22 protein-coding genes are annotated in these 26256 nt (G+C 56.7%); 10 read left to right on the plus strand and 12 right to left on the minus strand.

Annotated elements, in window-relative coordinates; genetic code table 11:
• Nucleotides 1-51: 51 nt before the first annotated feature.
• A complete protein-coding gene (locus DWB63_RS01865; protein ID WP_128327095.1) occupies nt 52-978 on the minus strand; it encodes a hypothetical protein in 927 nt (308 codons plus the stop codon).
• A 194-nt stretch (nt 979-1172) separates the two neighbouring features.
• On the opposite strand from DWB63_RS01865, the gene ybgF reads away from it, so the two are divergent.
• From ybgF to DWB63_RS01905, 8 genes are all read left to right on the plus strand, one after another.
• A complete protein-coding gene (gene ybgF / locus DWB63_RS01870) occupies nt 1173-2036 on the plus strand; it encodes a tol-pal system protein YbgF (RefSeq protein WP_128327096.1) in 864 nt (287 codons plus the stop codon).
• 90 nt (nt 2037-2126) lie between these two features.
• A complete protein-coding gene (gene dprA, locus DWB63_RS01875) occupies nt 2127-3356 on the plus strand; it encodes a DNA-processing protein DprA (RefSeq protein ID WP_128327097.1) in 1230 nt (409 codons plus the stop codon).
• 15 nt (nt 3357-3371) lie between these two features.
• Nucleotides 3372-3644 carry a TMEM165/GDT1 family protein gene (locus DWB63_RS01880; RefSeq protein ID WP_128327098.1) on the plus strand — a complete coding sequence of 91 codons (273 nt, stop codon included), beginning with the start codon at nt 3372-3374 and terminating at the stop codon, nt 3642-3644.
• A gap of 74 nt (nt 3645-3718) precedes the next feature.
• Nucleotides 3719-4117 (plus strand): hypothetical protein, encoded by a 399-nt coding sequence (locus DWB63_RS01885; protein ID WP_128327099.1) that lies wholly within the window; start codon nt 3719-3721, stop codon nt 4115-4117.
• A gap of 2 nt (nt 4118-4119) precedes the next feature.
• Nucleotides 4120-4956: an HDOD domain-containing protein gene (locus DWB63_RS01890; RefSeq protein WP_128327100.1), complete on the plus strand. Its 837-nt coding sequence runs from the start codon at nt 4120-4122 to the stop codon at nt 4954-4956.
• A gap of 54 nt (nt 4957-5010) precedes the next feature.
• Nucleotides 5011-5973 carry a diguanylate cyclase gene (locus tag DWB63_RS01895; RefSeq protein WP_128327101.1) on the plus strand — a complete coding sequence of 321 codons (963 nt, stop codon included), beginning with the start codon at nt 5011-5013 and terminating at the stop codon, nt 5971-5973.
• Nucleotides 5948-6898, plus strand: a complete 951-nt coding sequence (xerC, locus tag DWB63_RS01900; protein WP_128327102.1) for a tyrosine recombinase XerC — start codon at nt 5948-5950, stop codon at nt 6896-6898. Before DWB63_RS01895 ends, xerC begins: the two co-directional genes overlap by 26 nt.
• 13 nt (nt 6899-6911) lie before the next feature.
• Nucleotides 6912-7418: a peptidylprolyl isomerase gene (locus tag DWB63_RS01905; RefSeq protein ID WP_128327103.1), complete on the plus strand. Its 507-nt coding sequence runs from the start codon at nt 6912-6914 to the stop codon at nt 7416-7418.
• A gap of 62 nt (nt 7419-7480) precedes the next feature.
• On the opposite strand, the gene DWB63_RS01910 is transcribed toward DWB63_RS01905, so the two are convergent.
• The 7 genes from DWB63_RS01910 to DWB63_RS01940 all read right to left on the minus strand — a co-directional run bounded on the left by DWB63_RS01910 (nt 7481) and on the right by DWB63_RS01940 (nt 18279).
• Nucleotides 7481-8605, minus strand: a complete 1125-nt coding sequence (locus tag DWB63_RS01910; protein WP_128327104.1) for a nitronate monooxygenase family protein — start codon at nt 8603-8605, stop codon at nt 7481-7483.
• A gap of 87 nt (nt 8606-8692) precedes the next feature.
• A complete protein-coding gene (lhgO, locus tag DWB63_RS01915) occupies nt 8693-9886 on the minus strand; it encodes an L-2-hydroxyglutarate oxidase (RefSeq protein WP_128327105.1) in 1194 nt (397 codons plus the stop codon).
• A gap of 4 nt (nt 9887-9890) precedes the next feature.
• Nucleotides 9891-10334, minus strand: a complete 444-nt coding sequence (locus tag DWB63_RS01920; protein WP_128327106.1) for a PPC domain-containing DNA-binding protein — start codon at nt 10332-10334, stop codon at nt 9891-9893.
• Between the two features lie 3 nt (nt 10335-10337).
• Complete coding sequence (locus DWB63_RS01925; protein ID WP_128327107.1) at nt 10338-13262, minus strand: PD-(D/E)XK nuclease family protein; 2925 nt, start codon at nt 13260-13262, stop codon at nt 10338-10340.
• A complete protein-coding gene (locus DWB63_RS01930; RefSeq protein ID WP_128327108.1) occupies nt 13263-16403 on the minus strand; it encodes a UvrD-helicase domain-containing protein in 3141 nt (1046 codons plus the stop codon). It abuts the gene before it with no gap.
• Nucleotides 16404-16405: 2 nt separating this feature from the next.
• Nucleotides 16406-17290: an EamA family transporter gene (locus DWB63_RS01935; RefSeq protein ID WP_128327109.1), complete on the minus strand. Its 885-nt coding sequence runs from the start codon at nt 17288-17290 to the stop codon at nt 16406-16408.
• Nucleotides 17291-17292: 2 nt separating this feature from the next.
• Entirely contained in the window at nt 17293-18279 is a 987-nt protein-coding gene (locus tag DWB63_RS01940) for an ornithine cyclodeaminase family protein (RefSeq protein ID WP_128327110.1), read from the minus strand.
• 102 nt (nt 18280-18381) lie between these two features.
• On the opposite strand from DWB63_RS01940, the gene DWB63_RS01945 reads away from it, so the two are divergent.
• A complete protein-coding gene (locus tag DWB63_RS01945; protein WP_241648538.1) occupies nt 18382-19227 on the plus strand; it encodes an RluA family pseudouridine synthase in 846 nt (281 codons plus the stop codon).
• Between the two features lie 9 nt (nt 19228-19236).
• Here the strand turns inward: DWB63_RS01945 and DWB63_RS01950 are convergent, their stop codons facing one another.
• The 3 genes from DWB63_RS01950 to ftsY all read right to left on the minus strand — a co-directional run bounded on the left by DWB63_RS01950 (nt 19237) and on the right by ftsY (nt 22995).
• Nucleotides 19237-19875, minus strand: a complete 639-nt coding sequence (locus DWB63_RS01950; RefSeq protein WP_128327111.1) for a hypothetical protein — start codon at nt 19873-19875, stop codon at nt 19237-19239.
• A 245-nt stretch (nt 19876-20120) separates the two neighbouring features.
• Nucleotides 20121-21590 (minus strand): 30S ribosomal protein S1, encoded by a 1470-nt coding sequence (locus tag DWB63_RS01955; RefSeq protein WP_128327112.1) that lies wholly within the window; start codon nt 21588-21590, stop codon nt 20121-20123.
• Between the two features lie 25 nt (nt 21591-21615).
• Nucleotides 21616-22995: a signal recognition particle-docking protein FtsY gene (ftsY, locus tag DWB63_RS01960; RefSeq protein ID WP_128327113.1), complete on the minus strand. Its 1380-nt coding sequence runs from the start codon at nt 22993-22995 to the stop codon at nt 21616-21618.
• A 153-nt stretch (nt 22996-23148) separates the two neighbouring features.
• Between ftsY and asnS the strand changes: the two genes are divergently transcribed.
• Nucleotides 23149-24516: an asparagine--tRNA ligase gene (gene asnS / locus DWB63_RS01965; protein ID WP_128327114.1), complete on the plus strand. Its 1368-nt coding sequence runs from the start codon at nt 23149-23151 to the stop codon at nt 24514-24516.
• A 57-nt stretch (nt 24517-24573) separates the two neighbouring features.
• Here asnS and DWB63_RS01970 read toward each other — a convergent pair whose 3' ends face one another.
• Nucleotides 24574-25473, minus strand: coding sequence for an AraC family transcriptional regulator (locus DWB63_RS01970; RefSeq protein WP_128327115.1), 900 nt, complete (start codon nt 25471-25473; stop codon nt 24574-24576).
• Between the last annotated feature and the right edge of the window lie 783 nt (nt 25474-26256).

The following is a 26256-nucleotide window of genomic DNA, read 5'->3' on the forward strand; positions in this document are numbered from 1 at the left end:
GGCCGGGCAGCATGTGTTCCCGGCTTTTTTTTTTTGTCCGATTTTGGATACTTACATCATGGTCATGAAGTTCACGAACAGGGTGGCGTTCAGGGCGTGCATGAGCCAGAAAAGGCCCACGGTCAGAAAGGCCAGGCCCTTGAGTCTGAGGGGCGACTCGCTGCGGGCGAAAATGATCCAGATGAAGGCGCAGACGGCACCGGTGGCAGTCAGGCCCGCCCATACGTATGCCAGCGGCGTTCCCAGGACGATGGTCTTGATATTTTCGGGGAGTCTGGCAAAGACCCAGCCTTGGCATCCGAGAAAGCCGATCATGGGCAGTACGGCCCAGCGGGCGGCCAATCTGAGCGAGAAATTGTAGTAGTCTCGTCCGAAGTCGTCCTTGTTTCGCCTGATGATCATGTAGACCAGGCTGAGTGCGGCTGCGGCCGAGAGAACCAGAAGCGCATACATGGTGGACATGGGCAGGGCCAGAATCGCGGCATTGGCTGTGGCTTCGGCCGCCGGGGTATCCTGAGAGAGGTTGAGGGCGAGCTTGGCCGGGATGACAATGGCCAGGCCCGTCATGGCGGACAAGGTGGCCACACCGCCCAGAACCATATGCATGCCTTTGGAGTTGCGCAGTTTTTTCCAGGTCAGACAATAGGTCAGGCCGGATATGGCAAATACTCCGAATGCGATGATCCCATTGTTGAAGGGGGAGCCGGGCGTGAGGTAGGATTTGAGAAGGTGCGGAAACTTGAACAGGGTCAGGCCGAGGGTGGCCGCATATATGAGGACCAACGCCACGATCAGGATCAGGCCCATGGAAGCTGTCTGTTGGCCGTATTTGTCGATGAAAACCTTGCTTCGGGTTTTTGCGGAGATTTCCGCAAGGAAAGCAATGGCCGGGCTGCCGAGGGCTCCCATGCCGAGCAGGCTGAAAAATGCCGGTGCCAGCAGGAAGGCGATGAGGGTCAGGGTTTCTTGTATGCTCATGGTTGATTGGAACTCCGGTAGGGTTGCCTAAAGGGAATGATGTCCTGTGCGCGTTTTTGCCTGAAAAACGTGAGGCATGCAAGGGGCCATTTGGGCGCGATTATCGGATTCAGGTCATCGACTCCTTGCAATAAATCGTTGTATCGCCTATTTCCTATGAAACGTTCAACCGTGAAATAGCGGAGATTCCCTTGATGAAATGCCTGAAGCTCGTTTTGCTCACCCTGTTCTGCCTGTCTTTCGTTGGCTGTGCCACGACAAAGAAGAATGCGGACACCACTTCGGCTAGCACGGAATGGCGCATAAAGAGCCTTGAAGAAAGCTTCCTGAATTTTCGTGAAAAGCAGCGGCAGGCGGCTGACGAAAATACCCAGAACATGGAAAAGCTCGACCGACGCCTGGCGGACATCGAGACCGAGCTTGCAGCCTTGCGGACAGGCGGCGTAACTGATGCCCCTGACGAGGCCCCGCCCATGGATCAAGGATGGGTGACCGATCTCAAGCCGGAGGATGACGGATGGGTGGAAGGGCAGAAAACGGCTGAAAATCCCATGATCGAAAGCGATGAGGAAAAGCCGTGGGCCACTGTCCCCAAGCCGCCGGCAGTTATTCCCGCGCCGAAAGTGATCAAACGTCCTGAGGCCAAGAAGCCTATCAAAGTTAAGCCGTTACAGGAGACGTCTTCTTCCAAGGGCTTGTATGACAAGGCGTATGCCCAATACAATGCCGGAAGTTTCGATGCATCCCGCGCTACTTTTGACACGTTTTTGGCCAAGTATCCCAATGATCCGCTAGCTCCCAATTCCTTGTATTGGAAAGGGGAGACCTACTATTCTCAGAAGGATTATGCCCAGGCAATACTGACCTTCAAGGAGGTTACGGGGCGATTCCCCAAGCACGACAAATCCGCTTCGGCCATGCTCAAGATAGGCATGTCCTATGATCGGGTCGGAGACCGGGACAACGCGGTTTTTTACATGCGTGCTCTGCTGGAGGATTTCCCGGATTCCGATGCCGCCGGTCTGGCCCGTAAGGAACTGAAGCGTTTGGGCGGCTGACGTCTGCATTGACCATGAATGGCATGAATGGCCGGTATCTCGCCATGTTCGGGGTCCGGCCATGCTGCTTTTGAGAGGAACTGCGTTTCCATGGATCTGCAAAAAGAATTTTTTTCCTGCCTGGCCCTCAAACATACGCCCCGCCTTGGTCCCAAGGTGTGGAAGGAATTGTTCGCCCATTATCCGAGTGCTTTCGATGCCGTGCAGGACGCGGCGCGATGGCCCGTGCTGTCGTTGGCTGGCAACGCTGTGGCCGTGGCCTGCGCCGGGGAGGTCTGGAGGGAGAAGGCCGAGCGGGAATACAAGGCGGTGCTCAAGCAGGAGATGGATTTTGTCACCTGGTTCGATCCAAGGTTTCCCGATGCGCTCAAGATGATAGCCGATCCTCCGTCCATGCTGTATGTGCGTGGGGACATCACGCTTTTCAAGAATCCCGGTGTGGCCGTAGTCGGTGCCAGGGAATGCACCCGTCTGGGGCTGGAAACAGCCGGGCGCATCAGCGCGCAGCTCTCGAAAATCGGCATTACCGTGGTGTCCGGCCTTGCGCTCGGTATCGACAGGCAGGCGCATCTGGGTGGCCTCAAGGGGATCGGCAGTTCCATCGCGGTCCTTGGGTGCGGTTTGGATATAGACTACCCCACTGGCAATGCCGACGTCAGGCAGGAGCTTTACCGCAAAGGGCTGGTGGTCACGGAGCATGGCCCCGGAGAAGAACCTCGGGGCGGTTATTTTCCCTATCGGAATCGTATCATCAGCGCGCTTGCGCTGGGGGTGCTGGTGGCTGAGGCCGCTCACAATAGCGGCAGCCTGATCACGGCCCGGTTGGCCGGAGAGCAGGGACGGGATGTCTTTGCAGTGCCCGGTCCCATTGGGCAGCCGACATTCACCGGTTGCCATCGACTCATCAAGCAGGGGGCGGCCCTCATTGAATCCGCCGCCGATATTGTCGAGATTCTGCGCTACGACTTTGCCCGTGAATTGGCCCATGTGCCTGATCCGGCCCCGGCTCGGGATGAGAAAGGGGTTGATGTGGAAAAGGCTGTGGTTAAGAATAATAAAAAAACAGGGAAGCCGGAGGGGGCGTCTTCAACTGCATCGCAAAGGCGGACATCTCGTGCCGATCGGGATTCCATGGCTTTGAACCAAGACGAGAAACGGGTGCTGGATCTTCTCGATACGACGGACAAGATGCATATCGACGCCCTGGGGCGGCAGTTGGATTTGGATTCCTCCACCATCAGCCGCATATTGCTCATGCTTGAGATGCGTGGTGCCGTGCAGCAGTTGCCCGGCATGTGGTATCTTGTGCGGGAATCATAAATAGCAGAGGAAAACATGGATTGGAAATTGCTAGCCACGACCTTTGGAACTCTATTCGTCGCCGAACTGGGCGACAAGACGCAGCTTGCCTGCATGCTCATGACGGCCAAGACGCAAAAACCCTGGACAGTGTTCCTCGGTTCTTCTCTGGCCTTGGTTCTTGTCAGTTTCCTTGGAGTCATGTTTGCCCAGTTCATTTGTCAGTACATCTCGCCGCAGGTTATCAAAAAGATTGCGGCAGTCGCCTTTGTGCTGATGGGATGTCTGATATTCTTTGATAAAGTCTGATCTTCGGGGTTGTGGGAAATCCGGTCGAAGTGTACTTTTCCTTTGAACCTTAAACCGTACAGAAGCTTTATCGCATGCAAAAAATACCCATCAATCTCGCCGCTGCAGGCATGAAGCTGGCCAAGCCCGTCACCAAGGAGGGGGGCATGACCATCATGGCCGAGGGTATGGAGCTGACGGACAGCCTCATTTCCCGATTGGAGGCCATGAAAATCGATCGGATCACCGTGCAGGGGCATCCCGTGGATATGGGGGGGGCTGGCTCCGGTACCAAGTGGGGCGAACGCAAGGACCGACTCGACTATTTGTTCCGAAAACATGCCGACGACAAATGGATGACGCGGGTCAAAGATCGCATGGGGCAGTATTTCCAGATCAAGGCTGCGGCCCAGGAGGCCAAGATGCAAGCCATGAAGAGCATCGAGTCCAACGAGGACGAGGCGGAAGTCGAAAACGGCGGGAGCGGGGCATAGGAATGGACGAAGATCTGAAAACCAGTGTTAAGGGAGAAATCCTTCAGGTCAAGGACCTGCCGACACTCCCGCACGTCCTGGAAAAGTTGACCATGCTCGTGGAGGACCCGGATGCTTCCAGTGAAGCCATTGCCAAGGTCATTTCCACGGACCAGGTGCTGTCCGCCAAGGTTCTCAAGATGGTCAATTCGCCGATTTACGGTTTTCCCGGTCGCATAAGCTCCATTCAACACGCGCTGGTGCTTCTGGGGTTCAACGTGGTCCGGGGCATCATCATATCCACTTCGGTTTTCGACATGATGGTTCAGGCCATGAAGGGGCTGTGGGAGCACAGTCTTGGGTGTGCCACAGCATGCAACATCATTGCCCGCCGGGCCGGGTTCGAGGACCCGGAAGAGTATGCCGTGGCCGGTTTGCTCCATGACCTGGGCAAGGTCGTCACAGCGGTCCAGCTCCCGGAACTGCACGCCTCCATTCTCGATACGGTCCAGGTCAAGCAGATGACCTATTTCCAAGCCGAGAAGGATGTTCTGGGCTTCGGGCACGACCGCATCAACGCCTGGCTCGCCCGGCACTGGGGTTTGCCGCCCAATATCCGCGAAGCCATGAGCCGCCATCATACCCCGCAATTGGCCGAGTTCTACAAACCCATGTCCTGCGTGGTCCACATCGGTGATTTCCTGGTCCGGTTGCTCGAGTTCGGTAATTCCGGTGACGACCAGACAGCCTATCTCCGTCCCGAGGCGCTCATCGAGCTCAAATTCAAGATGAGCGATCTCGACAAGGTCATGGATGAGATGTCCGACCAGCTTATCGAAGTTTCCGATCTGACTTTTTAGCGGTTCCACACTAACTTTTGACCTGCACCCCCGGCCGGTGATAGGTTGTTTCATATGAACAAAACCCTTGAAGAATCCCTGTTTCAGCGCAAGCAGACGGGGTTTTTGCTTTCGCCGGACAAGTTTCTTGCCGAGATGTTGCAAACATTATGGTCTCCCGATGTCATGGAATTCACGGTCTTTACCCAAGGGGCCAAGGCCATCGAGCACATGTTCAATGAACCGCCGGATCTTTTGGTGGTGGACAATCGTCTCAAGGATATCACCGGCCAGGAGGTCGCAAATCTGGTCAAGAGTGAAAACGTGTACCGCCAACTGCCGGTGGTCATGTGCGTGGACCCCATCGACGTGGAAGAGCCGTGGAACTGGAACCAGGTGGAAGTTGACGATTTTCTGGTCCGGCCGTTCAATCCGGCCGAGGTGCGCGATCGCATCAACCTGACGCTGTGCCGCGCCATGCGCGCCCTGGATGCCAATCCGCTGTCCAAACTGCCGGGCAACACCTCGATAATCCAGCGCATTCAGCAGCTCATCGACAATGGCGACGATTTTGCCCTGGCCTATTGCGACCTTGATTATTTCAAGTCCTACAATGACAAGTACGGCTTCTCCCGAGGAGATGAAATTCTGATGATGTCCGCCCGGCTTATCGTCAACACCATCCGCAGCTACCAGGGGGTGCAGAGTTTCGTGGGGCATGTGGGTGGCGACGATTTCGTGTTCATCCTGCCGCCGGACAAGGTGGAAGACGCCTGCAAGCGCATCATTGCGGCCTTTGACGACATCGTGCCCCATTTTTATGACCCGGATGATCGCAAGCGGGGCAACATCACCTCCATTGACCGGGAGGGCAATACCAAGGTCTTTCCGCTCATGGCCATTTCCCTGGCCGTGGTGGTCAACACCGGGAAACAGATTCAGCATTATGGAGAGGTTTCTTCCATTGCCATGGAGCTGAAGAAGAAAGCCAAGGAAGATCCCAAGAGCAGCTATGTCATCGATCAACGAAAGGCGTAACGAACAGGGCGATTTCGTTCGGGGATTTCTCGCGTATCTTGCGGTGGAAAAGGGGTATTCCGAAGCCACTGTCCGATCGTATGGGACCGATCTTGAACAGTTCCAGGTTTTCTTGAAATCCAGAAAGCAGTCGCTGGAAAGACCGAACCGCGTCAACCGGGACCATGTGCGCGGGTTCCTGGCCGAACTGCATCGGCGGCAGATATCCAAGACGTCCATGGGCCGCAAGCTCTCCAGTCTGCGGGCATATTTTAAATATCTCATGCGGCACAAGCAGGTTGCCAAAGACCCCATGGCGGGTATCCGTAACCCCAAGCAGGAAAAGCGGCATCCGCAGATGCTCAACGTGGATCAGGCCGTGTCCTTGATGGAGGCGGCCGTGGAGCCGGACCCCGAGGGGTTGCGGGATATTGCCCTGGCGGAAGTGCTCTACGGTTCCGGGTTGCGCATTAGTGAAGCCATCGGCCTTGATCTCAACGATGTGGATTCCGACATGATTCGTGTTGTGGGCAAGGGAAGCAAGGAGCGCATTGTTCCTCTTTCAGGGGCGGCCATCCAGCGCATACGGCGGTACATGGAGCAGCGCCACGCATTTCTCAAGGACGATTATTCCGAGCAGGCGTTGTTTCTCAGCGTCCGGGCGGGCAAACGGCTGAATCGGCGGCAGGCCAATCGCATCGTGGCCAAGCTGGCCCAGTTGGCCGGGTTGCCCAAGGATGTCCATCCGCATATGCTTCGGCACAGTTTCGCCACCCATCTCCTTGAGGCGGGGGCAGACCTGCGCAGCGTGCAGGAGCTTTTGGGACACGAGAACCTGACCACGACACAGCGCTATACGCATCTGGACATGCAGCGCATCATGCAGGTATATGACTCTGCCCACCCGCTGGCCGGGGTGGGTGATTCTGATAAAAACAACACATGATACGGAGTAGATAATGGAAAATCCCATGGTTCTTCTGGAGACCCCGGAAGGCGAAATTCTGATTGAACTTTTCCCTGACAAGGCACCGAAAACAGTGGAGAACTTTCTCCGCTACGTGGATGAGAAATTTTATGACGGCACCTTGTTTCACCGGGTTATCAAGGGGTTCATGATCCAGACGGGCGGGCTGACCTTTTCCATGCAGGAGAAGGAGACCCACGAACCTATCGAGAACGAGGCCGCCAACGGACTGAAGAACGTTACCGGATCGGTTGCCATGGGGCGTCTGCCGGAACCGCACAGTGCCGCTTCACAGTTCTACATCAATGTGGCGGATAACGCGGACCTGGATCATACCGGGGAAGAAGACGAAAACTTCGGCTACTGCGTGTTCGGGGAAGTGGTTGACGGGATGGACGTGGCCGTCAAGATCAGCAAGGCCAGGACAAAGACGTACCAGGGGTTTGCCGATGTCCCTGTGGACCCTGTTTCCATCATCACCGCTCGTCGCTTCGAATAGGCACCAATGAATGAAAAGGCCTTCCGTATGGAAGGCCTTTTTGTGTTTCAGATGGATAATGTCTAGCCGCGCAGAATCTTCTCGGCTTCTTGGAATTTGCGTTCGGCGTCTTCCCTGAGTGATGTCATCAGTTCCTTGACCGTAACGATCTTATCCACGAGGTAGGCGTTGGCGCCGGCAAAGGCAAAGCCGTGCTTGAGTCTGCCTTTGTAGGCGTTAACCAGGGCCTGGGCGATGCAGTAGGGGGACTTTTCCTCGGCGCAGGAATGCAGGCACTTGTGCATGCACTTCTTGGGCTTTTTGAGTCCCGAGGCCACGGCGTCAAGGAAGGCGTTCTTCAAGGCCCGGCCGGGCATGCCTACCGGACTCTTGATGATGGTCACGTCCTCTTTGTGCGCGTTGACATAGGCCTGCTTGAAGGCCTCATCGGCATCGCATTCCTTGGTGGCCACGAAGCGGGTGCCCATTTGCACCCCAGAGGCGCCCATCTCGAGAAAACGGGCGATATCTTCACCGGTGTAGACACCACCGGCAGCGATGACCGGGATATTCTTTTTATGCTGTTCGCGGAAAGGCGTCACGGCCTCGACCACTTCGGCCAGAATTTTTTCCAATTGGTAGTCGGGGTCGTCGATCTGCTCGGCCTTGAAACCGAGATGACCGCCAGCCTTGGGGCCTTCCACCACAAAACCGTCAGGAAGATAATCGAATTTATTTGCCCACTTGCGGCACAGGATGGAGGCCGCACGGCCAGAGGAGACTATCGGCACGAGTTTGGTGCGCAGCTCCTCTTTCATCTCTCCGGACATCTCGCGGAGATAGCCCGGCAGGTCCAGGGGCAGACCGGCACCGGATATGATCAGATCCACCTTTTCGCGGATGGAAGTGCGGACCATGTCGCCGTAGTTGGTCAGGGCGCACATGATATTCACACCGAGCAGTCCGTCGGTCATCTTGGCCCGCGCCTTGCGGATTTCGTCGATCAAACCCCGGCGGTCGGCCCCGATGGGGTCTTTGGCCCGCTGCGGGTCTCGCATGCCGATCATGGATGTGGCAATGACGCCTACGCCGCCTTCATTTGCAACGGCACTTGCCAGGCCGGAGAGGGAAATACCCACACCCATTCCACCCTGAATGATGGGCAGTCTGGCGCTTAAATCACCAAAATTGAGACTCGGAAGTTTCATTCTCATACCTCGTATATTACTAATGCTAGATGTCCCTTGCGCTGAATTGAAGGTCAAGTCAAGATAAACGATTGTTTGAAACAGGCATCAAGGGGTTGTCGTGTATTCCTTGACGACTAACTCGGCGAAATACATGGAACTTGTAAATGCCGGGGAGATCGAGTTGAGGATGTGAACGCTGTTGTTATGTCGTTTTACCACGAAATCCATGACCAGCTCGTTGGTTTCGATATCCACCAATTGGGGACGTATGCCCGCCTTGGATGAGGGGAGTACGTCGTGTGGGGTGATATGTTTCACCAGTTTGGCCGCATCGTTGAAAAAATAATTGGAAGAATATTTGCGAGGTTCTTCCAAGGCGACCTGCCTGAATTTTTCGTTCTTCATAAACATATATAGGTCGCGGGATAGGATTGACAAGAGTTCCGAGTCCAGTCCCTTGAGAATTCCGTAGTTTTCCCGCCCGAAGGCGGGGATGGCCGTGGGACCGACGTACACGTCACCATGGACGCTGCGGGTGAAATGGACTCCCAGAAACGGATTCTTGATGTTGGGAACCGGGTAGATGGACCCTCTGATTTTGTCCGCCGCGGGTTTTCGCAATACCTTGTAAATGCCTTTGAAGGGAAGCAGTCGGTAGTTCTTTGCAATGCCGAAAGACTGGGCCACCTTGTCGCTGTAAGCTCCGGCTGCGTTGATGAACAGGTCGTAGCCGATATCTCCTTGACTGGTGTGGACCATGTTTGTCCCGGCTCCCGTGAATCGGGTGTCGAAGAAGAACCGGACTTTGCCGCTTCTTTCCAGCTCATCCCTCATGGCCGTCAGGATCATTTTCGGATCGACCACACTGGTGAGTGGTGAGTGAAGGGCGCGTTGGACTGTCCGGGCATTGGGTTCGATTTCAGCCAGTTGGGTTTCGTCGATCATCTCCACGGTGGCGCCGTTGGCCGTTGCCCGCCGTTCCAATTCGTCAAGGGTGGGCAACTCGTCTTCGGTTCTGGCCACGATAACCTTGCCCGACTTGAAGAGCGGCAGGCCGTGTGCTTCGCAGTAAGCCTGCATGCGGAGGTTTCCTTCCAGGCACATCTTTGCCTTCAGTGTGCCGGGATCATAGTATATGCCCGCATGGAGCACACCGCTGTTCCGACCCGAGGCGTGCTTGCCTGGCGCTAATTCCTTGTCGAAAATGATGATGTCACCGCATCCGGCCTTGATAAGTTCGCGGGCGATGGTCAGACCGAGGATGCCTGCGCCGCAGATGACGGTGTGTGCTGCAAACATCGGTTTATCCCTTGCAGAGCAGGGCCAGGCCGCTCTTGGCTTCTTTCTTGCGCAACATGTCGGTGTGCAGAATTTCCATGATGATCACTTCGCCCACCAGCCAGACGTCCAGACCGGGACGGATGCAGCCGGTGCGGGTCTGACCGTCGCGACCCAGTGCGGCGTGCATGTGTAGGACCGGTTCGCCGGATTCGTCGGGAAACAGGGTGCCCATAGCCAGGACTTCGTGCGCCTCGCCTATGGCATGGAGAATGGGGTCGATGACTGGGGACTCGCCGTCTTTCGGCCCGGCCACGATGTTGCCCCGGTCAATGCCGCCGATCATGGTGCACATGGCGGCTTTGATGTCGTGATCGCGTGCGAATTGCTCGATGCAGTCCGGCACCCGCTCGTCGTCTTCAAGGCGCAGGGTGAATATCCTGCCGATGCTGCCCTGGCTGTATTGCATGGGTTACCTGTTCCTGTCTTTCGGCGGGGTCTGCCCGCATGGGTTGGTGAAGTCGCACCACTTGCAGCGCTCTCCGGGCTGCGGTGCAAAGCGGGAGGCCAGCACCATGTGGCGGATCAGGGTTTGTATCAGCAGCGGCGTCCGGTCGTCCACTGCTTCGGCCAGTTCCTCGTCAGTCCATTTCTGATTAAAGAGGAGTTGTTCCTTGCCGTTGTCTGCAAGTTTGATCAGTCCGGCGTTTGTCGGTGCTGTGTGTTCGCTTTCGTTGTAGAGATGGACGTAGGCCGGGAGCTGGACACTGCGAACGGAGCGGCACAGGTCGGGCAACAGGGTGGGGTCGACCACGTCCCGGTCAAATGAAGCCATTCTGTCTTGCAGTTCCATGTCCTGCCAGAAATCCTTCCGGGGCAGTTGGGCGTTGCCGGTCTTGTAGTCCAGTATGAAAACACCTTCGCCGCGTCGTTCCATGCGGTCGATCTGTCCGTTCAGGGGAACGGTCACGCCATATGCTTCGATCTGTGATTTCAGTGTTTTTTCCAATCCGAGCAGGGTGGCTGTCTTTTGGTTCGTCAGGAACAGGCCCAGTCGATAGCGTCCGGCTTCCATGAGTCCCATACGGGTGTCCAGGGGCAGGCGTGAGTAAAGGGGGCTGGTTCTGAATCTTTCGGTGAAGGCTGCCAGCAGGGGCGCGCTGTCAAGCTTGCACAATTCGGTCTCAACGCCGATGTAGGGCGTGAGAAAGTCCTTGAGGACCTCGTGGATGAGGGAGCCGAACTCGCTCTTGTCCCCTTCCTCGTCCACCGTGGCAACCGGGCGGACATTGGTGAGGTAGGAATAGAAGAACTGTTTCGGGCAGTTCATGTACCGGTCAAGGCTGGACGGAGAGAGGCCCTTTTCGCGCAGTTTGTCCATCAAGGCTTCGCGGATGGAATCGGTCATGGAAATGGGCGAAGGGCCTGACGGCAGCGAACTGGCCGGGAAGGTCACGGCGTGGATGAGGGCGTCATCCGTTGTCAGGAGCCGTTGCGCTTCCTGCTCCCGGTCCCACAGGAGCTGTTCCACGAAGCGGCTGCGCACGGACTTGGAGTCGAGCAGGCCCGGTTGGACGCCGTTTTGGTAATATATGACCGCCTCTTCGGCGCCCATGAGCAGGCGATAGAAGTTGTAGCCCGAGACATTGTCCCGTTCGCGGGCATCCGGCAGGCCGAGCAGTTTGCGCAGGGGGTCGGGCAGGAGCGGGTCATACGGGTTGGTGCCGGGCAGGCGTTCCTCCACGGCATCGAGGATGAAGAGTCTGTTGAAGTGCAGCAGGCGGGTTTCCAGCACACCGAGCACCTGCAGCCCGGACAAGGGGTCGGGCTCGAAGGAGACGCGTTCCAGGGAGAGCATCCTGCGCAGGAAGGAATGGAGCGTTGACCGGCTGAACGGTTCATGGCTCATTTCCGCGCTCTTGAGTTGCGGGATGACGGAGTTGGTCAGCCGGAACAGGCACTCGGCGTCGATAAGATAGGTATGCCAGAGCCTTTCGCCCCTGGTGTGCAGCAGGGTGACCACGCCTGCCAGAGCGTTGCCGAGTTCGGCCAGGCTGCGGGCGGATTCGAAAGTCGTCAGGCAGCAGTGCAGGATATCCCGGAGCAGGGGGGCGGCTTCGGCCTGGTCCACGTTCTCCAGGGCATCCTCTTCCCATGGCGGTTCCCAGGCCAGGGGATCCACGAATTTGTCCCCATTGCGGATGTTCGCTTCCCAGAGATGGAAAATGGGTCTGAGGGGTCGGTTTTCCGATCCGAGCAGTCGCAGGTAGGGGTGCCGGATCAGTGCGATAAAGTCTTTCCAGTAATACCGCCCATCCTTGCTGCGATTCTCCTGCAGGGTGAGCAGGGTCTCGATGAGGCGGGCCAGGGAGGTCCGCTCCAGCGGGTATCCCATGGAAATGTTCGGCTCAAGGTCCGGGTCCACGTCCGGCAGCATGTGCAGTACGGGCAGGAGCGCTCCTTCGTCGGGCAGGACCACTGCGGTAGCATCGAGAGTGGCGCATTTTTGCATGTCTTTGGCCAGCCCGGCCAGTTGCGAGTGGCGGTCGTACCCCTCGCAGAACCGGATTTGCGGTGTTCCGGGAGCGGTTTCCGCATCGGGTGGGATTTCGGCTCCGACATGCCATCGCCGGAGCCAGGCCACATGCTCGGCTGCGGCCCAGTGCGGTTGTCCGCCGGTTGCCAGGGCTGGGTCGGAGTGCAGGATCGGGAGCAGTATGCCCTGTTCCCAGAGGGATTTGAACAGGTTGTCTTCGGTGCCGCTCAATGCGTAGAACCCGGCTGCAAAGATGGTTTTTCCGCGCAAGGCCTCGGTCACCGAGTTCATGTTGTTCAGGATGAATCGGGCGCTCAGGCCCGGGGTGGTCCATCCCTTGGCTTCAAGCCTGGAGAGATACGCCTCGTGGATGTCGTGCAACTGTTCGAGCAGACCGGCGGCAAAGGACGAGACCTCGCCTTCCATGTACTTGAGATCCTGCGGATCAATGGCCTGGCGCAGGAGATCGTCCATGAGTCGGGCCAACAACATGCCCCAGGGAAGAAAGGCTTCACGATCAAGTTCGGGCAATCGGGCAAGGATGCTTCCCTGCCGTTCGCCAAGGTCGCGGACAACCTGATGGAGCAACTCGACCAGATCGAGCTGGTTGGCTTTGACCGGCGGCTGCGGGGCCAATTGCCGGTGCAGGTTTGTCATGAAGTCCGCAATGGAGGTCATGTGCGGCATGAACGCGGGGCGGTTCATGTCGTGGTGGCCCGCGAGCATCCCCTTGAGATGGCGGCGCGGGCGGTTGTGCGGGAAGAGGACGATCAGGTCGGCAAGGTTGTCGAACTCGACCACCATGTCGGTCAGGGCAGGCATGAAATCGATCTGCCACGGTATCAGGGGAATGGTTCGCATTTACGCCTCCCTCCCGACTGCACGAATTTCCCGGAGGTCAAGATACACCAGAAAGCCGGAGGGTGAACCGTAACCCGGCATGGCATCGAGTATCGTCATGTATTTCCGTACCTGCGCATCATTTTTTGGGGTGGGCTGCCCGGTTTTGAAGTCCACGATCACGGTTGCCTCGTCCGTATAGAGCAGGTCCAGCCGCTTGAATTGTCCTTTGTCGTCCATGAGTTCCGGTTCGCGCACGCCACGGGCGAGCCAGGAGCGCAGACGGTCTTCGCCAAGGGCCCATAAGGCCATGGCGTGCAGGTCGCTGGCCAGCGTCTTTCGTTCGTCTTCGGCCAGTGCGCCCAGCTCCGGGAAGTCCTCGCAGGCGAGGCGTACTGCCCGGAGGGCGTCGGCGGAATCGTCGTCGGTCACGCGGAGATGCTCCATGACCCGGTGCGCCACCTCGCCGCGCATGCGTTCATTGAAGAAATAATCATCCAGATTGTGGCGGTAGACCCGCAGTCTGGGCAGCCATGCCATGAGGTCGACGCTCGTGTCATTGTCAGGCAGTTGTTGCGGCTGCGGTACGGACGCACGGCTGGACGGACAGGTTTCCACCGGGGTCAGTCCCTGCTCGAATATCCCGTGGTCGTCCAGGTCCAGGAGCAGGTCCATGACGGCCAGCGCCGGGGAGTTGACCGGTTTTTCCGTAAAGAACCCGTAGAGTTCTTCGCGCGCCCTGGTCCAGGCCACGTAGAGAAGGTTGAGCTGTTCCTGCACGGTGCGTCCCAGGCTCTCGAAATAGGGCTGGCCCAGTTCTTTTTTCATGGGGACCAGCATCTCGTGGCCCTTGAATTCCTGCACAATGAAATTTCTGTCCTTTTTCGCGTCCCAGTTGTGGAAGGGGACGATGGTCACCGGGAACTCCAACCCCTTGGCCTTGTGGATGGTCATGATGCGCACGGCATCGATGTTTTCGGGCAGGGGAACCTTTTCCTGGTCGGATTTTTCTTCCCAGAAGTCGAGGAAGGCAGAGAGAGAGCCGTATCCGTTTTCTTCGGCCAGGTGGACCACTTCGAGGAAGCGGCGCACGTAGAGTTCCGCTTCGGGGTGTCGCTCCAGCACACGGAAGACGCGGATGGCTTCCATGGTCAGGTCGTACGGGGTCATCAGGCCGGATTGATTGAAGAACGGCTCGATGAATCGCTGCCACAATTTCGGATACTCCTCCCGGAAATGGACGCCGAGCGGTTTTTTCCTAGGGGTGACCAGCCAGTCCAACAGGTCCGCTTCGGCCAATCCCGATTCCGCAAGGAAGAGTTCGGCTCCGCCGATGAAGGTCAGGAAGGCGGTGTCGTTCCGGGGAAAATCCAGGAACCCGAGCAGTCCGGCCAGTTGGCGCACCACGGGATGCCGGTCCAGTTGCAGCGAGTTTTCCGTGATCACCGGGATGTTCTTTTGCACCAGCAGGTCGCAGACCAGAGAGGCATGCTTGTGGGAGCGGACCAGGATGCCGATGTCCCGGTAACTGCGCCGGGCGGTCAGGTCGTCCATGAGTGCGTCCAGCCGTTCCAGGGTCGATTCTTCGGTATCGCCATCCGCCGGGAGTCGCTCCATGCGGACGTAGCCTCCGGTCTCCATGCTTTTGGCAGGCAGGGACTGGGCGCATTTGAAGAAGCTGCGGTTTACCTGACCTGTGAAATCTCCTTTGAAATCGTTTGGAGCGCCGGAAAAGAGCTTGTCCGCCAGATCGGCGACCATGTCAGGGTCTTCGAGATTGCTGAAAAAGCCATTGTTGAATTCCACCACGTTGCGGAAGCTGCGCCAGTTGTCCGGCAGGGTGTCGGCCTCGGCTTTTTCGGCCAGCCCGGCTATGTCCGGCTGGACCATGACCTCGTCGAACAGGGCGGAGTCTCCGCCGCGCCAGCCGTAGATGGCCTGTTTGACGTCACCCACGAAGAAAAGACTGCCGCCCTTGGCCAGGCATTCTGCGGCCAGGGGGGTAATGGCCTGCCATTGATCCCGGTTCGTGTCCTGAAATTCGTCCACCAGGAGGTGGTGCAAACGGCAGCCGAGTCGGCAGTAGGCTTCCGACACGGACCCGTCTTCGGAGAGCAGGTCGATGACGTGCCTGGCAACGCTTGAGTTGAGAACCATGCCGCGCTGGCGTTGCAGTACGTTCAGCCCGTTCATCAGGCGCAGGGCGATCCCTATGGCCGGAGCCAGGAAATAGGCTCCGGCAAGGATGGCGTGGGCGTTGGCGTAGCCCAGGCAGGTCTCCTTGAAGCTTGCGTAGATCGCTTCGGCGCGGTCGTCCACCATGGACTTTCCCGCTTTGTTCACAAACTCGTAGAGGGACTCCTTGTACAGGTAGGCCGACTTGGATTCCGGGGTGTCGAACAGTCCGAGTCCATCGTATTTGGCCAGGAGTTTCGGGAAATTGGCGTGGACAGGCAGGCCGGTTTCCGCAAGATAGCTTTGCATGCGGTCAACGGCCTTCACCAGGGCCGCGTATTCAAGGGCGAGCAGATCCTTGATGGCGTCCTGGTCGATCAGGATGGAGGTCTTGTGGGAATCCAGGCAATTGGTCAGTTCCCGGAGTCGGTCGCGGATGGTGTTCTGAACCCAGAAACCGGCACGGCCCTCGTCGATGATCAGGGTGGTCAGGGCATTGGACAGCAGGGCATGTTCCGTTTCTTCTGTTTCGCAGATGCCCATGTAGTGGTCGAAGATGGCGTTGAACAGCTCCCTTTCGTCGAACACGATTTCGAAATCGGGCCGGATGCCGAACTCCAGGGCAAAGAGCCTGAGCAGCAGGACCAGCAGGGAGTCGATGGTGCGGACGTTCAGGCGGTGATAGCGGCGCAGTATGGCGCTCAGGGTCTGTCTGGCCGTTTCCGGGGAGCAGGCGGGGTTGTCGTCAAGGGAAAGGGCGCTCGCCTTCAGTCCGTCGACCACGCGTTCCTTCATCTCGGCGGCGGCCTTGTTGGTGAAGGTCACGGCCATGATCTCGGGCCAGGAAAAGCCTTTGCCGGGAGCCTTGGTGCACACGAAGGGGCGGGTGGTGTCGCCGGATGCGTCCAACAGCGTCAGGAAACGGCGGGTGAGCTGGTATGTTTTTCCGGACCCGGCGGAAGCCTTGACCTGTTTGAGTTCGGACATGTCTATACCTCTTCGGCACTAACGGTCTTGGCGCCGGATCTGAACAATATGACCATAAGCACGGCGGCTATGATCAGGGAGGACCCCACATAGCCGAGCAGGGTGAACTTCTCTCCGAACAGGAAGTAGGCCGACACGGACGCCACCAGCGGTTCAAAGGTGGCGATGACCGACGCACGGGTGGCCTCCATCCGTTTGAGACCTGCGTAGTAGACCGAAAAAGCTCCGTAGGAGGTGACCAGGGCCATGACGGCCAGGAGCATCCAGGCCTGCGGGGATTTGTGCGTGAAATCTATGAAGGGCAGGAGCAGGAGTGCGCCGAAGGGCAAGGCGTAGACGAAAATGGTCGGCGTGGGATAGCGAAACAGGAACGCCTTTCCGAAGATGTAGTAGAGGGCGTATGTGAAACCGGAGAGCAACCCCGCTGCCAGGCCGAACAGGTTGAGGTTGATGGTGCTGCCGCTCATGAGTTTGGGGCCCAGGCTGATGCAGGCTACGCCCAGAATGGTCATGGCCACGCAGGTTGTCTTGACGGTGGTCATCTTTTCTTTGAGCACCAGCCAGGACAGGAAGGCCACCCAGGCCGGGGCGGTGTAAAGGAGTACGGCAGCCATGGCCACGCCCACGTCACGGATGGCGACCTGATAGGCACCGTAGAACAGGGTCACGCAGATGACGCCGAAGCCCAGCAGGGCGGGCAGGTCGGATCGGTGTGCCCTGACCTGTTTGGCCATGATCGCATGGACCAGAAAAAATACCCAGGCAAAAATGGCCCGCCAGAAAGCTATTTCCAACGCTCCGATTCCTTCGGCCAGGATGTATTTGGTGAAAACGCCGATGAGGCCCCACATGAAGGCGGCGGCCAGGACATAGAAGAATCCGGTCATGTTTACAGTTCTACCTTGGTGCCCAGATCGGCTTTGACGGCGCGGTCGAAGATAAGGGAAGCGGTCATGATGTCATGGGAGGCGATGCCCATGAGTACGGCTCCGCGACGGCCTTCACGTATGCCCGGCTTCAGCCCGGCGCAGACCTCGCACATGTCGGCATCAATGTCCGCCGCTAGGGGGTAGCCGTTTTGGAAGTAGGTTCCATGTTCCTGGGTCCAGACGTACTGGTTGCGGTTGTCGCAGGTGAAGTTCGCGCCTCGAAAGACATCTTCCTTGATGGCGGAATCGTAGTCCACGGCAATGACCAGGCAGTCGTCCTTGATCCAGGAAAAGGGGATGGCCCGATTCGGTGATTCCACGATGGGCGTGCAGGTGATGAGCACGTCCGTGTCTGTCACGGCGTCTTTCATGTCGGTACAGGTAATGAATTCGGCATTGGGTAATTGAGGCTGCATGTCAGTGATGAACCGCTCCACAGCAGCTCCGAAGAGGTCGAAGCAGCGGACCTGTTTGAGTTTGGGAAAGACTTCTTTCATGGCCAGGAGATTGACGCGGCCCTGAACGCCGGTTCCGACGATGGTCACGGTCGTGGTTTCGGGATTGCCGAAGTGGCGGGCGTAGACGCCGGAGGCCGCCCCTGTGCGCCAGGCAGTGACCCATCCCGCGTCCATGACCGCCAGAGGCAGACCTGTGGCGGCATCGTTCAGGACCATGATACCGGTGATGTAGGGGTGCCCTTTGGCCGGGTTGGGCGGGTAGCCCGAGACACATTTGACACCGGCTCGGTCGATGTCGCCGCCGAGGTAGCATGGCATGGCGTGGATGAAACAGTCTTCGCGGGGGTGGATGCCGATCTTGGCAGGCATTTCGCCTTCCCCCCGGCCTAACGTTGCAAATCCCGTTTCAACCGCGTCCATTATTTCAACCATGGAGATGCCGAGTTGATTAATTTCTTTGGCCGATATCCACAGTACTTCAGCGGTCATTTCGTGTCCTTTTGAATGTAGTATATTGAATTGGAAACTCGTTTTAGGACGATTTGAATGCCCCGTCAACGGAAGTGGAAACTCTTGCGGCAGCCTGGGGATATGAGTAAGGTCCCTCGCATGACGTGGGACGATGCATTCGATGTCTGTGCGGAAGCGGACGGCTGGCGGCTGGACAAGGTCCTGGAAATGGTCCTGCCCGGTGCCGGTTTGCGGCTCAGGCGCCGGTTGTGTACTGAAGGTCGAGTTTTGGTGGAGGGGAAGGTGCAAAGGCCGGGGTATAAGGTCCGCACCGGACAACATGTGGAGATTTTGCAGGGGAGAGAGGGGATGCAACCGAGAGAACTGGGACTGAAGGTCGTCAAGCAGGAAGCGGGATTTGCGGCCATAAATAAGCCCGGCAACATACATTCAGCGGCCATTGCGGGCAAGGAAGAGCCAAGCGTCGAAGGCGTTTTGTCGGTGCTTTTTCCAAAAAATTCTCCGGTGTTGTTGAATCGGCTGGATTATCTCACATCTGGCCTTCTGCTAGTGGCCCTTACCCCTGAGGCCCGTGAGGCCTACCTGCTTCGGGAAGAGGACGGGGCGATCAAGAAATTTTATCTGGCCCGGGTCCATGGACGACTGGACGGCATCGTCTCCATTCGGAGCAAGCTGGATTCCGACGACCGGAAGAAGACCAGGGTGTTGGCGACTCGAGATTCTGACATACGCCGCTGGACGGATGTCACGGCGTTGTCCCATGACAACACAGCGAACACCTCGCTGGTCCGCTGCCTGATCATGAAGGGAGCTCGTCACCAGATACGGGCGCATCTTGCGTCCATAGGCCATTCCATTGTCGGTGATCCTCTCTACGGCGAGGGCGAATCCTCAAAGGGGCTGATGTTGCATCATCAGCGTATTGAATTGCCCGGTTTCTGGGCCGAGTCTACGCCGCTTTTCTGAGGCAGGGGGTCAAGGTTTAACCCCGTAATGGTCGAGTATGGTTCCCAATTCTCCTGATATACGCATTTCCCTGATTCTGTTCTCAACGATGTCTCGCAGGATATCGGCATTTGGGTGTTTCGGCGAAAAGGCTATTCTGTTGTAGAACATCGCCACCGGGGTCTGGTCGAGGCGAAGCTTGTTCTCCAGAGTTGTCTTTCGGGTAATGTGCCTGAATGCAAGGGAACCTACTAGCATGGCATCAATACGTCCTTCCAGAAGGCATTGGAGATTGATTCTCTGCGCTTCTGACGGGCTGGGGGATGATGTCGTCTTGATTCGTGGCGGGTTCTGCTCATGTCCAGTAATGAGATTGTCGATGAAGGGGTCGCCTGTCCTGAATCCGGCAGGTGTGGAGAAGCGAATGTCTTCTAAGGATTCATGGCCTGTATAACTCCATTTGGCTCCTGCAAGGGTTGCGAATTGAACCACGTTGATCATATCCAGATTGCGCACGAACACGAAATCTGGCGTATTCGGCGTTCCGGCATAGGTCACAACGTCATGGAGGCCGTCCAGTGTCTCCTGGATGGCCCTGCCGTAGGGCATGTAAGTGAAGTCCAGTGTGTATTCGGTACCGGCAAAGGCTTTGCGAAGGACTTCATGCATGATGCCGTCGTGAGGGTATTCCTCCGGGGAACATGCCAATGGGCAATAAGCGGAGGTGGCTACTTTGATGACTTCAGCATGTGCTGGCACTGCCAAAAGAAGCAATAGTATATAGAGAATTGTGCGGTTCATAGTTGAGTGAGCTTTGAATTGCCAAATCCATAGCCCGGATTTATAAAAAAGGGAATATAAGAAAAAAGCCCGGTTGCCTTTCGGAACCGGGCTTTATCACTCGTGTAGGGTACCTATTTTTTTTTGTCGAAGGCTGCCTGGAGTTTGGTGCCGAGCAGGCCCATGTTTCCGGAATTTCCCGAGGACTGTTGTTTCTTGGGAGCGAACTCCTTCCAGTCACCGTCGTCCTGTACGTCACCAGTGGTCAGGGATATCCTGCGTTCAGCCGTTTTGACCTGGCCGATGACCACTTCCACGGTGTCTCCGGCATGCAGTTTTTCATAGGTGGCAGGCTTTTCAGAGCGGGCAATGACGGACTTGGGCAGCAGGCCGGTAATGCCCGGTTCAAGCTGGATGAAAATGCCGAACTGTTCCAGCTTCTCCACGGTGCCTTGGACTTTCTGGCCTGCCTGATAGCGCTCTGCCACGTCGCCCCAGGGGTCGCCTTCGGCGTCCTTCATGGACAGGCCGATGCGCCGCTGATCCGGGTCGATGGATTTGATCTTGACCGTGACCTGGTCACCTTCAGAGACGAAGTCCGCAGGTTTGTTTACGCGCTTTGTGTAGCTCATTTCGGATACGTGGACCAGGCCGTCGATGCCGGGTGCAATTTCGACGAATGCACCGAAGTCGGCCAGACGGACGACCTTGCCGGTGACCATATCGCCTTCGGCGAAAGTGGAGGAGAGGGTGTCCCACGGATCCTGAGCCAATTCCTTCATGGACAGGGATATCTTCAGACGGCCCTTGTCGTCATTCTCCATGCGGACGATCTTGGCTTTGACCTTTTGTCCTACAGTGACCGCTTCCTCGGGATGCCCGATGCGACCATAGGAAATCTGGGAGATATGGACCAATCCTTCCAGTCCGGGCAGGATTTCAACAAAGGCGCCGAAACCGGCCAGCCGGGTTATGGTGCCTTCCACTTCGTCGCCCACTTTGGTCTCGGAGATAAAGGTTTCTGCTGATTCGGCGGCATCGCGTTCGATAAGGGAGCGGCGGGAGACCACGATATTGCGACCATGCTGTTCCAGCTTGGTGACGAGGAATTCAAAGGTTTTGCCCACGTATTCCTCGGGGGTTTCCACAAAGCGGGCGTCGATCTGGCTTACGGGGCAAAATGCACGTCGTTGCAGAAGGGTGACGTTGAATCCGCCTTTGCAGGTGGATTCCACTTTGCCCTCCACGGGCAAGCCGCCGGCTTGAGCTTCTTCGAGCATGGCCAGGCCGCCGATGCCGGAGATGGCGCGGGACAGCTTGATGCCGCCCGAATCCTTGCCGACCACGTATAACTCAACCGTGTCGCCGTCGGCAACGGTGCAGTTGCCGTCCTCGTCCAGCAGTTCAGCTTTTTCCACCACGCCGTCAAGCTTGGTTCCGGTGTCCACAAAGACCGAAGTCTCGCCCACCTGGATGACGGTGCCGGACACCTTGTCGCCGATGCTCAGGTCATCCCCGCCGCCTTCGCTGTACTGTTCGAACAGTTCGGCGAAGGACGCTTCGCCTTCTTCCACGCCATTACGATCTTTGAATTCTTCGGACACGATAGTCACCGTTGTTAATTGAGGTTTATGTAAGCAAAGCCTTGGCAAAGTCCTTGCCGTCAAACGGGCGAAGGTCTTCCATCTTCTCGCCGAGCCCCACAAAGGTGATCGGGAGTTTGTTTTGTAATGTTACGGCGACCACAACGCCACCTTTGGCCGTGCCGTCGAGTTTTGTCAGGATGATTTCGTCCACGCCCACTGCCTGGTGAAAAAGTTTGGTTTGGCTCAGCGCGTTCTGGCCGGTGGTTGCGTCAATGACCAGGACGTTGCGGTGGGGCGCACCTGCGTGTTTTTTACCCACTACGCGTTGAATCTTCGTCAACTCGTCCATGAGGTTGGTCTTGGTGTGCAGCCGTCCGGCCGTGTCGAGCAGGAGCAGGTCGTACCCCTCGCTGATCGCCTTGTCCATGGCTTCATAGGCCACGGCAGCCGGGTCGGAGCCCTCGGCTTTGGCAAAGAAGCCCGCGCCGATGCGGTTGGCCCAGACTTCGAGCTGCTCAATGGCGGCTGCGCGGAAAGTGTCGCCTGCGGCGATGAGTACCTTGCGGCCCTGCAACTGGGCGCGGTATGCCAGTTTGGCGATGGTCGTGGTCTTGCCAACCCCGTTGACGCCGACCATCATCAGTACTTCAGGCGGGTTCACGGCCTCGATTCGTGGCGGCACCTTGAAAATTTCTTCCAGTTCTTCGCGCAGGATATCCTTGAAATCGTCCGGGTTGTCGGTCCCGGCCTTGCGCGCCCGCGCCTTGAGGTTGTCCATGAGTTGGCCTGCGGCCTCCATGCCCACGTCGGCCATGATCAGGATTTCCTCGAATTCATCCCAGAAGTCGTCGTTCAGGGAAGAATGGGAGGAGAGCAGGCTGTCGATGCGCTTGGTGATCTGCTCGCGAGTCTTGGAAATGCCTTCGGAGAGTTTGAGGAACAACCGATCGCGTTCATCCTCCTCATCCTCGAGTTCAAGAGCCAGAGCCAGACGATATTGCAATTCGGACTTGAATTCGGCCACGGCCACGTAGCCCATGTCGTCCAACCAGGCCTTGAACTTTCTGATGAAATCCTGGGCTTCGTCTTCCGGCGCTCCCAGAGCCTTGAACAGGAAGGCGAGCCGGTCCCATAGGGCCGGGCCTTTCTCGTCCAGTCCTTCAACTATGATGTTCAGCCAGTGGGAGAGTTTGGGCTCGGCCTGACGCAGGGACAGGGTCAGGCCTGCCTGCCACTCTTCGGTGGGTGTTGGCGCGGCCTCGTTTACGAGGGGAGGCGCAACAGTCTGTGCGGCCGGAGTCGGTTTGGGGATGTTGGGCTTTTCGGCCTCCAATCCCTGTTCTTTCCTGTATTCTTCAAGAGCCTGTTGCGCTGCGTCTTCGGGGCTTGCCCAGGCTTTTTTCAATTTGCTAAAAAATCCCATCCAGGGCCTCTTACATTGATATCGTTGTTGTTCGGGCGTAGTTAATAGCCTACCTGACTACTGGTGGCAATAGACGATATGGCTACCTTCATGTTGCCATTACTCAGTCAAGCGGCTAAGAGCGAGATAAAAATTCACCAAAAGGATGAAAATATGAAACGAACCAAGATAAAGGATGCGTTGAACGCTACGATTTCCATGGATGACATCTGCATCAAGGGGTGGGTGCGTTCCAAGCGCGACAGCAAGGGGTTCTCTTTCTTGACCCTCAATGACGGCTCCTGCCTGGCCACCATCCAGGTCGTGGTCGATCACACGCCCGAGATTGAGGAGTCCTTGACGCGGGTGGGGACCGGTGCGTCCGTGGCCATAACGGGCGAACTGGTCGAGTCTCCCGGCAAAGGCCAGAAGTGGGAGGTACGGGGCAAGACCCTGGAGGTCATTGGTGAGGCCGATCAGGAGACTTTCCCGCTCCAGAAGAAGCGCCATTCCGACGAATTTCTCCGCTCAATCGCCCATCTGCGGCCCAGGACCAACAAGTTTGGCGCCATGTTTCGCATGCGTTCGAAGTTGGCTCAGGCAGTGCACAAGTTCTTTGCGGACAAGGATTTCTTCTACATCCATACGCCGATCATCACCGGTTCCGATTGCGAGGGCGCGGGCGAGATGTTCCGTGTGACCTCCCTGGAGGCGGGCAGCAAAGAGCCAGCAGAAAACGATTTCTTCGGCAAGCCGTCCAGCCTGACCGTGTCGGGTCAGCTTTCCGTGGAAATGTTCGCGCTCTCCCTGGGCGACTGCTATACCTTTGGTCCCACCTTTCGGGCCGAGAACTCCAATACCCCGCGCCATGTGGCCGAGTTCTGGATGATCGAGCCGGAAATCGCCTTTGCCGACTTGAGCGATGACATGGATCTGGGTGAGGAAATGATCAAGTATCTGATTACGCACATGCTCGACAATTGCGCCGACGACGTGGAGCTGTTTGCCCAGTGGGTGGACAAATCCCTCATGGGAACCTTGGAAACCATTCTCAAGGAGCCTTTCGTGCGGCTGCCGTACACCGAGGCTGTCGACATCCTCAAGAAGACCAAGAAACAGTTCGAGTATCCTGTGGAGTGGGGCATTGACCTCCAGACCGAGCACGAGCGTTATCTGTGCGAGGAAAAGTTCAAGAAGCCGGTCTATGTCTATGACTACCCCAAGACCATCAAGCCGTTTTACATGCGCATGAACGACGACAACAAGACCGTGGCCGCCATGGACTGTCTGGTGCCGCGCATCGGCGAGATCATCGGCGGCAGCCAGCGTGAGGAGCGCATGGACGTGCTCACAGCCCGTATGGACGAAATGGGACTCGATAAGGAAGAGTACTGGTGGTACCTTGATTCGCGCCGTTACGGCACGGCCCCTCACGCCGGATTCGGCATGGGGTTCGAGCGCATGCTCATGCTGGTGACGGGTGTGTCCAATATTCGCGATGTCATACCCTTTCCGAGGACGCCTAAGAGCCTTGAGTTCTAGGACGTCTTCATATCCATGCCAAAAAGAAGGCCCGGCGAGTAATCGCCAGGCCTTTTCTTATTTCAGAGGGATGAAAATGTCGGTTAATAATTCTTCAGGCGGGGTCGTTTGGGGATCGTTGAGATAGACCTCAAACCCTGGAGTCGTATCCCGTAGCTCATAGCTGTTTTGGGGGAGCCATTGTCCCATTAACTGGGCGTAGGTCTTTTCCAGCTTTGAATACGGTCCTTTATGGGTGACGATTGCGTAGTGTCCGCCCTCCAGCGTCTGCACGCCTACCGGACCTTCCCCGCTGACTTGATCCGGCACCGGTATGCAGGCATCGTATCGGACCTTATCTGGCGGGGTTACTTGCGGGTCGTCATAGCAGACACCGATGAATTTCGTTTGCATGTTGCATAGTCCCTTGGGGAAGGCCCAGGAACACAGAGTGTCCCAGGCCGTTTCGCATTTCTCGTAGGGTCCTGTATGGCGCACGAAAGCAACCTTCTCCGGAGCTACCTCTTCAATGCGTACATCCATTTCTCTTTCTCCTGTTGGTAAGATGTTTAACCCGATGCGCGCGTTTTCGGGCAGGTAATGGATCGTGCCGGGGAGCTGTTCAAGCATGACTGCCCAGCGTGTTTCCCTGTATTTGGAAGGAGGGCATCCAAACATCTTTTTGAACACCCGGCTGAAGGCTTCTACGGTTTCATATCCGGCATCAAAGGCCGCATTGGTAACACTGCTTTGGTTGCAAACCAATTGCAAGGCGGCTCGCTCCAGGCGGATTCTGCGGATGTGCTCTATAACTGTCTCGCCCATCATGCCCTTGAATATGCGGTGGAAATGAATGGGCGAGAAGTGGGTTAGCGCAGCGAGGGAATCAAGGGACAGCTCGTTGTCCAGGTTGGACTGGATGTGTAAAAGAACAGTGAGCATCCTTTCGCGGTATGTGTTCTTCGTGGTATCTTTCATTCTTCCTCCAAATACGATGGGAACAGGCTAAAGGAGAATGAATTGGTCTGCTTGACCTATTCTGCCTTTTTTCGTGGCCAGCTTGTGCTTCGTTACCGGCTCTTTTAAATAGTTATGTATTAGATTGTACATTTGAAAAGAACGAACACCATAGGCAGAGGAGGGCTGCCGTCACCGGATAAGGTCGCCTTATTAGACTTTCTTGCACATACTAAGTGTAATATCATGGGTGTTGATATTGCTGTTTTTTGCGAAGTTGCACGCTATTCCCTGCGGTTTTTGGCCTGGCAATGAGGGGGGAGCGAAGGGCCAGGAATAAATGTGTTGTCACGCCTTGATAATATAGTGTTTGTTTTCAGTGTATTGACAATTTTCTGTTGAAAGATTGAAAAAAAAATTAAAAAACCGCTTGACCCCGGAGTGCGTTTCACCTAGAACCTCTTTCGCCGCACGGGAAAGCCCGACAGGATGACCCGGCGGCTTGTTCTTTCTCAAACAAACTGAATGGTTGGCTGCTCGAAGAAACTTTACGAAAAGTTCAAAAAGTGGTTGACGGTCGATCTAGAAAAATCTAGATTGTAATTTCCCGCAAAGCGCGGGACGTTCTTTGAGAAAAAGACGAACTGGTCTTTGACAATTAAATAGCGAGTTGAGCAAAAAAAGATCACGATAATCACAGCCCGTTTAATACGAGTTCTAGATTGCAGTGATCAACATTCTCCAAGTTTATCAACTGGAGAGTTTGATCCTGGCTCAGATTGAACGCTGGCGGCGTGCTTAACA

This window comes from Pseudodesulfovibrio sp. S3, assembly GCF_004025585.1.
Classification (GTDB): Bacteria; Desulfobacterota; Desulfovibrionia; order Desulfovibrionales; family Desulfovibrionaceae; genus Pseudodesulfovibrio.